The 12,096-nt window shown below is 66.0% G+C and carries 11 protein-coding genes; 5 read left to right on the forward strand and 6 right to left on the reverse strand.

The window, feature by feature from the left end:
• Window positions 1-4 precede the first annotated feature (4 nt).
• A complete protein-coding gene (locus E8M79_RS16720) occupies window positions 5-1,045 on the reverse strand; it encodes an Ldh family oxidoreductase (RefSeq protein WP_137152984.1) in 1,041 nt (346 codons plus the stop codon).
• Window positions 1,046-1,173: 128 nt separating this feature from the next.
• Between E8M79_RS16720 and E8M79_RS16725 the strand changes: the two genes are divergently transcribed.
• From E8M79_RS16725 to E8M79_RS16740, 4 genes are all read left to right on the forward strand, one after another.
• Window positions 1,174-2,076 carry an aromatic ring-hydroxylating dioxygenase subunit alpha gene (locus E8M79_RS16725; RefSeq protein ID WP_137152985.1) on the forward strand — a complete coding sequence of 301 codons (903 nt, stop codon included), beginning with the start codon at window positions 1,174-1,176 and terminating at the stop codon, window positions 2,074-2,076.
• Between the two features lie 165 nt (window positions 2,077-2,241).
• Complete coding sequence (locus E8M79_RS16730; RefSeq protein ID WP_137152986.1) at window positions 2,242-3,960, forward strand: Rieske 2Fe-2S domain-containing protein; 1,719 nt, start codon at window positions 2,242-2,244, stop codon at window positions 3,958-3,960.
• Window positions 3,961-3,963: 3 nt separating this feature from the next.
• Window positions 3,964-4,614 carry a glutathione S-transferase gene (locus tag E8M79_RS16735; protein WP_137152987.1) on the forward strand — a complete coding sequence of 217 codons (651 nt, stop codon included), beginning with the start codon at window positions 3,964-3,966 and terminating at the stop codon, window positions 4,612-4,614.
• A gap of 96 nt (window positions 4,615-4,710) precedes the next feature.
• Window positions 4,711-5,199, forward strand: coding sequence for a DUF2165 family protein (locus tag E8M79_RS16740; protein WP_171015904.1), 489 nt, complete (start codon window positions 4,711-4,713; stop codon window positions 5,197-5,199).
• 79 nt (window positions 5,200-5,278) lie between these two features.
• Here the strand turns inward: E8M79_RS16740 and E8M79_RS16745 are convergent, their stop codons facing one another.
• The 3 genes from E8M79_RS16745 to adh all read right to left on the reverse strand — a co-directional run bounded on the left by E8M79_RS16745 (window position 5,279) and on the right by adh (window position 7,891).
• Window positions 5,279-5,629, reverse strand: coding sequence for a carboxymuconolactone decarboxylase family protein (locus E8M79_RS16745; protein WP_137152989.1), 351 nt, complete (start codon window positions 5,627-5,629; stop codon window positions 5,279-5,281).
• A 110-nt stretch (window positions 5,630-5,739) separates the two neighbouring features.
• On the reverse strand, window positions 5,740-6,114 hold the full coding sequence (locus E8M79_RS16750) for a DUF779 domain-containing protein (protein ID WP_137152990.1): 375 nt from the start codon (window positions 6,112-6,114) through the stop codon (window positions 5,740-5,742).
• Between the two features lie 256 nt (window positions 6,115-6,370).
• A complete protein-coding gene (gene adh, locus E8M79_RS16755) occupies window positions 6,371-7,891 on the reverse strand; it encodes an aldehyde dehydrogenase (RefSeq protein ID WP_137152991.1) in 1,521 nt (506 codons plus the stop codon).
• Window positions 7,892-8,096: 205 nt separating this feature from the next.
• On the opposite strand from adh, the gene E8M79_RS16760 reads away from it, so the two are divergent.
• The gene (locus E8M79_RS16760; RefSeq protein ID WP_137152992.1) at window positions 8,097-9,947 is read left to right on the forward strand and encodes a sigma-54-dependent Fis family transcriptional regulator; all 1,851 of its coding nucleotides are present in this window, start codon (window positions 8,097-8,099) and stop codon (window positions 9,945-9,947) included.
• Window positions 9,948-9,959: 12 nt separating this feature from the next.
• Here the strand turns inward: E8M79_RS16760 and E8M79_RS16765 are convergent, their stop codons facing one another.
• Window positions 9,960-11,018: a lysine-2,3-aminomutase-like protein gene (locus tag E8M79_RS16765; RefSeq protein ID WP_137152993.1), complete on the reverse strand. Its 1,059-nt coding sequence runs from the start codon at window positions 11,016-11,018 to the stop codon at window positions 9,960-9,962.
• Entirely contained in the window at window positions 11,015-12,073 is a 1,059-nt protein-coding gene (epmA, locus tag E8M79_RS16770; RefSeq protein WP_137152994.1) for an EF-P lysine aminoacylase EpmA, read from the reverse strand. Before epmA ends, E8M79_RS16765 begins: the two co-directional genes overlap by 4 nt.
• Between the last annotated feature and the right edge of the window lie 23 nt (window positions 12,074-12,096).

Raw genomic sequence — 12,096 nt, forward strand, 5'->3', positions numbered from 1 at the left:
GGCCCTAAACCCCGAGGAACCGCGCCGTATCCGGATCGATCGGAATGCCGGTCTCCAGTCGCCGCGTGCGTTCGGCCCATTCGCGGTCGCCCGGCGCCATGGCCGGCGCGGCCCCCTCGCGCACCGGGCTCTGCCGCAGCCCGCTGAGATAGGCCGTCATCATCGCCCCGAAGGCCGCGCGGCCGACAAAATGCTCAGGGTCCACCACCAGCACGAAGTGACCCATGTTGCGTGGCGTGGAAATATCGCCGCCGCCGAACATCGGGATGAAGTCGCGGTCCAGCGTCGCCCCGGTCAGCAGCGCCGAGAACAGCGTCGCCACCCCGGCGAGGCCTGCCCCCTTGTAGCCGAAATCGCTGCCGCCCAACGGCAACAACAGATCGGCCTGGTGCGGATCCTGCGTCGCCACCCCATGCGCATCGGCCGCCACGCCCGGCGGCAACTCCTTGTCGAGGGACCGGTGCAGCAGCACGCGGTTGAGCGGGATAGAAGAGGTCGCCATGTCCAGCAGCCAGGGCTCGGCGTTTGGCACCGGCGCAGCAAAGGCCAGCGGATTGGTGCCGTGGAACTTCGCCGCCCCGTCAAACAACGTCACCATGGAATCGGTATTGGTGGTGGCGAAGGTGACAAAGCCCTGCTCCGCTCCAGCCAGCGCATAGGCGCCTGCTGCGCCCAGATGGGAAGAATGGTTGATCCCCACTGCGCCCACGCCTGCCACCCGCGCCAGCCCGATCCCCACTTCGACGGCCTTATAGGCGGCGTAATGCCCCAGCCCGTCGTCGCCATGGATCATGGCGCTGCCCGCGCCGCGGATATCCACGCCCAGCTTTGGTGTCTTGTTGAGTCGTCCGCCCGCCAGCATGGCGCAATAATGCGCCGTCAGCCGCACGCCATGGCTGTCCACGCCCACCAGCGAGGCATGCAGCATGGCGCGCACCGCGGCCTGCAATGACTCTTCGCTCGCCCCGGCGTCTCGCAGCTTGGCCGAAGCCCGCTCCTCCAGCACCCCGACCGCAAACCGCTGCGCCTCGCCCTCGATTGCCATGCCATCCCCCGCCCTGCCGCAATGCTCGGACTGTAGCAGCAATGCCCCGCGCTCATACCCCCAGGCACAACTTTGCTCTGGCACTCATCGGTGAGCGGACTATGCTGGGCGCAAAGTTGAGACCATCCATGCCCTCCATCGATCACATCGATCCCATCACCCGCGACCTCTGGCAGGTCATAGCCGCCACCGACGAACTGCCCGTTGGCCAGGTCCAGCGCACCACCCTGCTCGACGTGCCCCTGGCCATGACCCGCGACAGCGCCGGCCTCCCCGTCGTCTGGCGCCGCTCCAACGAAGAAGTCGGCGACGACGTCGATCCCGAAACGATCCTCGATCGCCTCCCCGTCACCACCGGCTATGGCTTTGTCTGGACCAGCCTGGGCACGCCCACCGCTGAGCTCTTTCCCATTCCCGAATATGCCGAGCCCGACCGCAAGAACATGAGCTGCGGCTCCATCGGCATTCATGTGTCGGCCCCGCGCGCCGTCGAGAACTTCCTCGACATGGGCCACTTCCCCTATGTCCACACCGACATCCTGGGCGCCGAGCCGCATACCGAGGTCAAGGAATACGACGTCGAGGTCTCCGAGGAGCGCGACGAGGTGCTCGCCACCCGCTGCCGCTTCATGCAGCCCCGCGCCGCCAAATCGGCCACCCATGCCATGGAGGTCGAATATGTCTATCGCGTGCCCCATCCCTTCTGCTCGGTGCTCTACAAATCCTGCCCCGAAGACGAGAGCCGCCGCGATGTCATTGCCATTTTCCTGCAGCCGGTGAGCCAAGACCGCTGCCGCGCCCATCTGCTGCAGTCCATGATCGATAGCACCTCCACCATCACCGACCTGCGCCGCTTCCAGCAGACCATTTTCGGCCAGGACAAGCCGATCCTCGAAAACCAGTATCCCAAGCGCCTGCCGCTCGATCCGCGCGCCGAGACGCCCATCCGCGCTGACAAATCCGCCATCGCCTACCGCCGCTGGCTCAGCCAGAAGGGCATTACCTATGGCGTCATCCCAATGGCCAGCTGATGGCCCGGGGCTCTCGTCGTCCCACCACCCTGCACCTCCCCCTTGATGGGGGAGGCCGGGAGGGGGTGACGGGAGCCCCGATCTCGGAAGAACCCCGTACGCCAGGGTTCTTGCACTCGACCTCATCCGATCGTGGCGCGATCCCAATAGTCTTCGGATGACCGCATGACGCTCTCGCTTTCCGACCCCGCCTGGTACCCCATCGCGTCCAGCGACGATCTGCCGTTCCGCCATGTCTATCAGGGCCAGCTGCTGGGCCGCGAACTGGCCGTCTGGCGCGCCGACGACGGCAATGTCAACGTCTGGGAAAACCGGTGCCTGCATCGTGGCGTGCGCCTCTCGATCGGCGTCAACGAGGGCGCCGAGCTCAAGTGCCAATACCATGGCTGGCGCTATGCCAACCGTTCCGCCGGCTGCACCTATATCCCGGCCCATCCCGCTGATGCCCCGGCCCGCCGCATCCAGAACAAGACCTATCCGGTCGCCGAGGCCTTTGGCCTGATCTGGTCTTCCGCACAAGATACGGAAAACATCGAGCGCCCCTTCGCGCCCTTTCCCGGCGCCGAGTCCGGCCAGTGGTTCCCCCTGCGTCCCATGCCGGTCAATGCCGCGCCAGAGGATGTGCTGGCGGGCCTCTCCGCCCTTGCCCCGGACGATCAGCCGGCCGATCGCCTGCCCGGCCTCGCCCTCCGTCTGGGCGATGTGGTCTATTTCGTCCAGCCGGTCGATGCCGGTCGCGCCGTGATCCGGGGCTTGCTGCCCAGCACGCCCGCCGACGCCACCCAGGCCCTGCGCCACTACAACGAAATGCTCTCCAAGCTGCGCGACCGCCTTGAGCGCGCCGCCGCCAAAAAGCCGGCGCCCGAGCCGCTGGCGCCCGCCTTCGACAAGGTCTCGGCTGAACTGGCCACCATGCCCGACATTGCCATTCCGCGCGGCAACACCATTCCGGTGGTCGTCAAGCGCAAATGGACCAGCGCCGACGGCGTCATCGGCTTCGAGCTCGCCGCGCGCGAAGGCCATCTGCCCACCTTCCAGCCCGGCGCCCATATCGATGTGCACCTGCCCAATGGGCTGATCCGGCAATATTCCATCACCAATGGCCCCGGCGAGCTGATGAGCTACATCATCGGCGTCAAGCAGGAGAGCGCCTCCAAGGGCGGCTCCAAGGTGCTGGTGGAAACCGTGCGCCAGGGCGACATGCTGGCCATTTCCGAGCCGCGCAACAATTTCCCGCTGCGCCGCGACGCCACCCGCACCGTGCTCATCGCCGGCGGCATCGGCATCACGCCGCTGCTTTCCATGGCCCGCTTTCTCGACAAGTCGAGCCTGCCCTATGAGCTGCATTACTTCACCCGCGCCGGCGAACAGGTGGCTTTCCGCGGCGACCTCGAAGCCCTGCATGGCAAGGTGTTGATCCACACCGGCCTGCCGCGCGCCGAGATCGGCACCACCATATCCACCGCCCTGGGCGCCTGGAGCCAGGCCCAGCATGTCTATGTTTGCGGCCCCTCGGCCATGCTCGAATCCGTCCGCACCACCGCGGCGGCGCAAGGCTGGCCCGATGAAGCCATCCACTTCGAATACTTCAAGAACGACAAGCCCATCGACGACAGCTCTGCCTTCGATGTGGAGCTGGCGCGTTCGGCCATGACGCTGCATGTGCCGGCCGGCAAGACCATTCTCGAGGTGATGCGCGACGCCGGGCTGACTGTCCCCAGTTCCTGCGAACAGGGCGCCTGCGGCACCTGCCTTACCACCGTCATCGAGGGCGAGGTCGACCATCAGGACGTCTATCTCAACGACAGCGAAAAGGCGTCCAACACCTGCATGATGACCTGCGTCTCCCGCGCCAAGTCGGCCCGCCTCGTGCTGGATATCTGAGCCATGACCATCACCCTTCACGACTTCGAACTCTCCGGCAATTGCTACAAGCTGCGCCTGCTGATGAGCATCCTCAAGCTGCGCTATGACATCATCCCGGTCGATTTCTTCCCCGGCCGCGAGCACAAATCCGATGCCTTCCTGCGCCTCAATCCCTTCGGCCAACTGCCCGTGCTGCAGGATGGCGACCTGACCCTGTCGGACTCCGGCGCGATCCTCGCCTATCTCGCCCGCCGCTACGACGCCTCCGGCCAGTGGTTCCCGGACGATCCGGCGGTCACCGCAGAAGTGTTGCGCTGGCATGCCGTGGCCGATGACATCACCGCCACCGCCTCGGCCGCCCGCCTGGCCCTGGGCTTTGACTATCCCTTCGATCTCGAAAAGACCCAGGCCGGCGCCCACCGCATCTTCCGCATCATCGACGAGCATATCTGGTTCGGCGAAAAATCCGGCCGCGATTGGCTCGCCAGCCCCGCCCATCCCACCACTGCCGATATCGCCTGCTTCCCCTATGTGATGCTGAGCGAAGAAGGCGGCATCTCGCGCCAGGACTATCCGGCCCTCCGCCGCTGGACCGATCGCGTCCGCCGCATCCCCGGCTTCATCGTCATGTCCGGCATTTTCCCCGCTGGCCCGGCCCTACCCGCAGCCTGACGCCTAGGCCGCAAATTGTGCATGGCCAGCCCCCGCTGGCCGCGCTTCTCATGCCCGCCAGCGCCATGTCAACCTCATGAAAACTGGGGTGATTTGATGACGCAACTCTTGGTATGGATCCAGCTGTTCATGGTGCTCATGCCCACGCTCTGGCTGGTGCTGGGGGCGCTTGAAAACATCCGCGCCCCCGCTGCCAATGGCAATATGGTGGCCGATGTGCTGGCCATGCGCCTCATGCGCGACCAGTTCCCCGAGCTCTATGTCGTGCTCGGCCGCAACCGCATCGAGTCACAGCGTCTCCATCGCCTGCTCTTTGCCGCCATCGTCACCGCCGAAACCATTGTCGCGCTGGTCATGGTCGCCGGCACGCTGGCCCTGTTGCTGGCCGCGCTGGGCCTTGTCGCCCTTGAACCCGCCCGCGTCATCGCCGCCATTGGCATGCTGGGCTTCTGCATGATCTGGTCGGCCTTCCTCGTGGGCGGCCAATGGGTGCATTACTGGGCCGGTGCCGAAGGCGCCCAGCATACCCATCTCAAGCTCACCCTTTGGGGCGCACTCGTCCTGGTCCTGCTCTACATCGGCTAGCGCCTTCCTCCCCATATGGGGAGGGATTGAGGGGAGGTCCTGGAGCCGTCCAGGGACCACTCCCCCCTTACTCGGCCTCTTACGCCTCCGCCGGCTTTGCGAACTCGTCATAGGCCTCGATGGCATGGGCGGCATACATCACCGCCGGCCCAGCCCCCAGATAGATGGCCGTTCCCAGCGTCTCCAGCACTTCGTCGCGCGAGGCCCCCTGCTCCAGCGCCGATTTGGTGTGAAAACCGATGCAGTCGTCACAGCGCACCGCCACCGAAATGGCCAGGGCGATCAGCTCCTTGGTCTTGGTATCCAGCGCCTGCGGCTTGAGTGCAGCCTGCGCCAGGCTGGAAAATCCCTTCATGACATCGCCATGCCCCATGCGCAGTTCCTTGAGCGCCGGCGACAGGGCCTTGATATGGTCATTCCAGCTTTGCATGCGTCTTCTCCAATGCCTGACCGCGCCGCCACCGTGGCGGCCCGTCACAAACATTAGAATTATCTAATATATCTGAAGCGTGCCTTGACGCAGATCAACGCGCCCCCGGGTCAGGCCTCGATCGGCGCCCGTCGCGCATGCTCCTCGTCGCTGAACAGCCGCGACCGGGTCAGGAAGCGCCGCTCGGTGCCATTGTCGAGGCTGAACATGCCGCCCCGGCCGGGGATGGCGTCGATGATCAACTGCGTATGCTGCCAATATTCAAATTGGCTGGGCGACATATAGAACGGCGCGCCGCCGATCGCGCCCATCTTGATATCGCGGTCGCCCACGATGAAATCGCCCAGTGGATAGCACATCGGCGAGGAGCCATCGCAGCATCCGCCCGACTGGTGAAACATCACCTTGCCGTGCCGGGCCTCGATCTCGGCGATCAGCGCCAAAGCCGCCTCTGTCGCCACCACGCGCGGTACAGTCTCGTCCATCGCTTGTCTCCCAAAACGCCATTCCGGTGAGCCGCCCGCCGCAGGAGGAGAGACGGGTTGAAGGTCAGGCTGCCCACCGGAATGAACTGAAGTCCCCGCATCATTGCGGGAACGAGGGATCGGATTGGAGCGCGCTCCGGCGGACCCGTTGGCGTTGTTCCCGAGACCCGGAGCCCGCGTAGCCAAGGCTACGGGGACGCCAGATGCGCAGGAAACCGCACTAGAGGGTCGCCGGAGGAGAGCCCCAGACGATGCCTCAGAAGAAGCCCAGCTTCTTGGGGGAGTAGCTCACCAGCATGTTCTTGGTCTGCTGGTAGTGGTCCAGCATCATGCGGTGGTTCTCGCGGCCGATGCCACTCTGCTTGTAGCCGCCAAAGGCAGCATGGGCGGGATAGGCATGGTAGCAATTGGTCCACACGCGCCCGGCCTGGATGCCCCGGCCGAAGCGATAGGCCCGGTTGGCGTCGCGCGTCCACACGCCCGCGCCCAGCCCATAGAGCGTGTCATTGGCGATCTCGAGCGCCTCGGCATCGGTCTTGAACGTGGTCACCGATACCACCGGCCCGAAGATCTCCTCCTGGAAGATGCGCATCTTGTTGTGGCCGGTGAACACGGTCGGCTTGATGTAATAGCCGCCGGCCAGCTCGCCCTCGAGATTGTTGCGCTCGCCGCCGGTCAGCACCTTGGCGCCTTCCTGCCGGCCGATGTCGAAATACGACAGGATCTTTTCCAGCTGCTCGCTGGAGGCCTGCGCCCCGATCATCGTGCTCATATCGAAGGGCGAACCCTGCTTGATCGCTTCCACCCGCTTGATGGCCCGCTCCATGAAGCGGTCATAGACGCTTTCCTGGATCAGCGCGCGGCTGGGGCAGGTACACACCTCGCCCTGGTTGAGCGCGAACATGGCAAAGCCTTCCAGCGCCTTGTCGAAGAAGTCGTCGTCTTCGGCCAGCACGTCGGCAAAGAAGATGTTCGGCGATTTGCCGCCCAGCTCCAGCGTCACCGGGATCAGGTTCTGGCTGGCATATTGCATGATCAGCCGGCCCGTCGTCGTCTCGCCGGTGAAGGCGATCTTGGCGATGCGGGGCGAGCTGGCCAGCGGCTTGCCGGCCTCAAGGCCGAAGCCATTGACGATATTGAGCACGCCGGGGGGCAGAATGTCCTCGATCAGCTCCATGAGATAAAGGATCGAGGCCGGCGTCTGCTCGGCCGGCTTGAGCACCACAGCATTGCCCGCTGCCAGCGCCGGGGCCAGCTTCCACACCGCCATCAAGATGGGGAAGTTCCACGGGATGATCTGCCCCACCACGCCCAGCGGCTCGTGGAAGTGATAGGCCACCGTATCATGGTCGAGTTCGGAAATGCCGCCTTCCTGGGCGCGGATGGCGCCGGCGAAATAGCGGAAGTGGTCGATGGCCAGCGGAATGTCGGCGGCTGTCGTCTCGCGGATCGGCTTGCCATTGTCCCAGGTCTCGGCCAGGGCGATCTCGTCCAGATGCTCCTCCATCCGGTCGGCGATCTTGTTGAGCATCACCGCGCGCTGCGCCACTGAGGTTTGGCCCCAGGCCGGCGCCGCCTTGTGTGCAGCGTCCAGCGCACGCTCCACGTCGGCAGCCTTGGATCGCGCTACCGCGCAGATCACCTGCCCGGTCACCGGCGAGGTGTTGTCGAATGTCTCGCCATCGAGCGCATCGACCCACTGGCCGCCAATGTAATTGCCATACTTGGCCTTGTACGGAGATTTGGTCCGCTGGCCGATGAATTCAGGTTTGTTCATGGCATCCTCCCTTGTTTTTGGATGCCGACAACGTTGCAATCACCGTGCCAGTCTTGGCTAAACACCTGCTTGCGTTACCGAAATAACCTGGCCCATCACGGGGCTGGACGCGGCGCGAATTCGGATGCAACACTTTGCCACAACCAGATGCGATGGCCGGTGCAACACCTGTTGCAAACTGCCACAACTGGGGAGGAGAGCAGATATGGATCAGGCGTCCGAAGCCGCTTTGGCGGCCGCGCGCGAGCGCTTCTTTTCCGGTCAGGACCTGCCCGAGGGCCTGGTACCGGCGCCCATCCTGCGCTCCTGGCAACGCTGCGCCCAACAGGGCCTCGATGCCGGCAGCACCATCCGTGCCGAGCCGGTCACCGCCCCCGAATTGCGTGCCCTGCACGAGCACAACGAAACCCTGCGCCTGCTTTCGCGCTCCGAGCTGGTCTCGCTGCGCACCGAAGCCCGCCTCACCGATAGCGTGGTCATCCTCACCGATGCCAAGGGCCTGGTGCTCGATACCACCGGCAGCCCAGAGTTTGCCGGCCGCGCCGCCCAGGTGGCCCTGCGCCCCGGCGTCGCCTGGTCCGAGACCTCCACCGGCACCAATGCCATCGGCACCGCCCTGGCCGAGCGCCGCGCCATCGAGGTGCATGGCGGCGAGCATTTCTTCGAGCCGCATGGCATCCTGCACTGTGCCGCCTCGCCGATTTTTGATCCCTTTGGCAAGCTGGCTGGTGTGCTCGACCTCTCCGGCCATGCCTCGGCCGAACATACCCATGCCATGGGCCTGGTGCGCCTGGCCGTCGAGCAGATCGAGCATCGCTTCTTCGCCCGCGATTTCGACGAGATGACCGTGGTGCGCTTCCACCGCTCGGCCGATCTGCTGGGCACCGCGCGCGAAGGCATTCTGGTCTTTGATGGCGCCCGCCTCGTCGCCGGCAATCGCCGCGCCCTCCACCTGGTCGGGCTCGACCGCAAGGCGCTGCGCCAGGCCACCTCCGAAGAGATCTTTGAAACCACGGCTCTCGCCATGGACCGCGGCGAGTTGCGCGCCCGCAGCGGCGAGCGCTTCTTTGCCGCCGTGTCCGAGCCGCGCAAGGCGCCGTTGCGCGTCACCGGCACCCTGCCGCGCGCCACTAAGCCCGCCAAGCCCGCGCCGTTCCTGACCCCCGAGACCCGCGCCGACCTCGACCGCGCCATTCGCCTGGTCAATGCCGAAATCCCCTTGCTGATCGCCGGGGAGACCGGCGCCGGCAAGGAGGTCTTCGCCCGCCATCTGCATGGCCTCACCCAGCGCGCCGGCAAGCCCTTCATCGCCATCAATTGTGCCGCGCTGCCCGAGAGCCTGATCGAATCCGAGCTCTTCGGCTACGAGGCTGGCGCCTTCACCGGCGCCCGCAAACAGGGCGCCATTGGCCTGGTGCAACAGGCCGAGGGCGGCATTCTCTTCCTCGACGAAATCGGCGACATGCCGCTGCTGCTGCAGTCCCGTCTGCTGCGGGTGCTGCAGGACAAGGAAGTGGTGCCCCTGGGCGGCGGCAAGCCGCACAAGGCCGATTTCGTCCCCGTCTGCGCCACCAATCGCGACCTCAAGGCCATGGTCGAGGCCGGCAGCTTCCGCGCCGATCTCTATTACCGCATCGCCCAGTTCACCATTCGCCTGCCGGCGCTCGGCGAATTCCCCGACCGCGCTGCCGTGGTCTCGACCCTGTGGTCCCAGTTGGCCAGCGGCCACCCCGCCCTGCCCGCGCCTGTGCTCGCCCGTCTCGCCGCCCAGCCGTGGCCGGGCAATTTCCGCGAGTTGACCGGCGCCCTGCGCGCCCTGGCCGCGCTCTGCGAACCCGACCGGCCCATGACCCTGGCCGACCTGCCCCAGTTCGCCACCGAAGCGACACCGGCCCCGCTCGGCCCCGATACCGACCTCGAAAGCCTCACCGAATCCGCCATGCGACGCGCCGTGGCCCTGCACAAAGGCAATCTCTCCGCCGCCGCCCGCGCCCTGGGCATCGACCGCTCCACCCTCTATCGCCGCCTGCTCTGGAAAGAAAAGCTCGACGGCTAGCGCCGGAAAAGCTCAGTCCTGGCTCGACTGATCCCGCGGCGGATAGGCATGGGCCTGCCCCTGCCAGTCGCGCACAATCCAGCCGCCATCGGCCGCGGCTATGGCGCTGGCGCCGATCTCGGCCTTGCCGAAGCCACCGGGAATATCGAGCACATAGGTGGGCTGCGCCAGGCCCGAAATCCGCCCGCGCAACTGGCTCACCAGCGCCTGCCCCTCGGCAATGGACAGCCGGAAATGGCTGGTCCCCGGCGCCAGGTCCGGATGGTGCAGATAATAGGGCTGCACGCGGTTCTCCACGAAAGCCTGCATCAGGCTGGCAAGCGTCTCGACGTCGTCATTGACGCCCCTGAGCAGCACCGACTGGCTGATCAACGCCAGCCCGGCTCTGTGCATCAGCGCCATCCCCGCCCGCGCCGCCGGGGTGAATTCGCGCGGATGATTGGCATGGATAGCGAGATACGTCGTCTTGCCGCTCGCCAGCAGCGCCGCCACCATGGCGTCGTCGATCCGCTCCGGCTCCACCACCGGCACCCGCGTGTGAAAGCGCACGACCTTCACGTGCGCAATGCCGGCCAGCCGCGCCATCAGGTCGCTCAACCGGCGCGGCGACAGCACCAGCGGATCGCCCCCGGTCAGGATCACTTCCCAGATTTCCTCGTGCCCGGCGATATAGTCCATCGCCGCATCGAGCTCTGCCGGCGTCAGCGTGCCCAACCCCTGCGGGCCCACCATTTCCCGACGAAAACAGAACCGGCAATAGACCGGGCACACATGCACCGCCTTGAGCAGCACACGGTCGGGATAGCGATGCACAATGCCGGTCACCGGCGAATGGCTGAGATCCCCGATCGGGTCCGCCCGCTCGTCGGGCGTGGTCACCAGTTCCTCGACCCGGGGCACGAACTGCCGCGCCATCGGATCGTCTGGATCCCCCGCCGCAATCAGCGCCGCTACGGCCGGCGTTATGGCCACCGCATATTTCGCCGCCACGGCTTCGAGCCCCGCCGCGTCGGGCACCAGCCCCGCCGCCACCAGTTCATCCACCGCCTTGATGGCCCGCACGACGCTCATTCCGCCACCGGCGCCCACAGCACCGCCTCGATACGCGGCGCCGCCGTCGCCAGCATCACCAGCCGGTCAAAGCCCAGCGCCACGCCAGAAGCCTCCGGCATCAGCGCCAGCGCCGCCAGGAAATCCTCGTCAATCGGATAGCGCTCGCCATAGAGCCGCGCCTTCTCGTCCATCTCGGCCACAAAGCGCCGCCGCTGCTCGGCCGCATCGGTCAATTCGCCAAAGCCATTGGCCAGCTCCACGCCACAGGCATAGAGCTCGAAGCGCTCGCTCACCCGCCGGTCATCGCCCGCCCGCCGCGCCAGCGCCGCCTCTGCCGCCGGATAGCGGTCGAGCACCGTGATGCGGCCATTGCCCAGTTCGGGCTCCACCTTGTCGGTGAGGATCAGGCTGAATAGGTAACTCCAGCTTCGATCCTCCGGCACCGCCATGCCCAGCGCCGCCATCTGGCTCGCCAGCGCTTCGCCATCGGTGCGCCCCTCGGCGTCCATGCTGGCGAAGAGATCAATCCCCGCATAGCGCGCAAACGCCTCGACCACGCTCAGCCGCTCGGGCACAGCAAAGGGATCGCAGGCCCGCTCGCGATAGCGCAACTGCGCCACGCCCGCCGTCTCTGCCGCGATGCCCAGCAGCGCCACACAGTCGGCGATCACCGCGTCATAGCTTTCCCCGGCGCGATACCATTCCAGCATGGTGAACTCGGGATGGTGCAGCGCGCTGCGCTCGCGATTGCGCCACACATGCCCGAGACTCGCGATCCGCGTCTCCCCCGCTGCCAGCAGTTTTTTCATCGTGAATTCGGGCGAAGTGTGCAGATACATCGCCTGCCCCAGCCCATCATTGCCGATCATCTGCGTGCCAAACGCATGCAGATGCGTCTCATTGCCCGGCGAGCGCTGCAGCCCCGGCGGATCGACCATCAAGAAGTCCTGCCCCGCCAGATACCCCCGCACTGCCGCCTCGATGCGGTTGCGCGCCAGCAGGATCGGCCGCCGGTCAGCATGCACCGAGGGCGTCCACCAGGGCGAGGCAGCGATGGAAGTTGGGTTGCTCATGCGCGCTTTATGACACCAAGGCT

Source organism: Devosia sp. FKR38 (assembly GCF_005222805.1).
Lineage (GTDB): Bacteria > Pseudomonadota > Alphaproteobacteria > Rhizobiales > Devosiaceae > Devosia.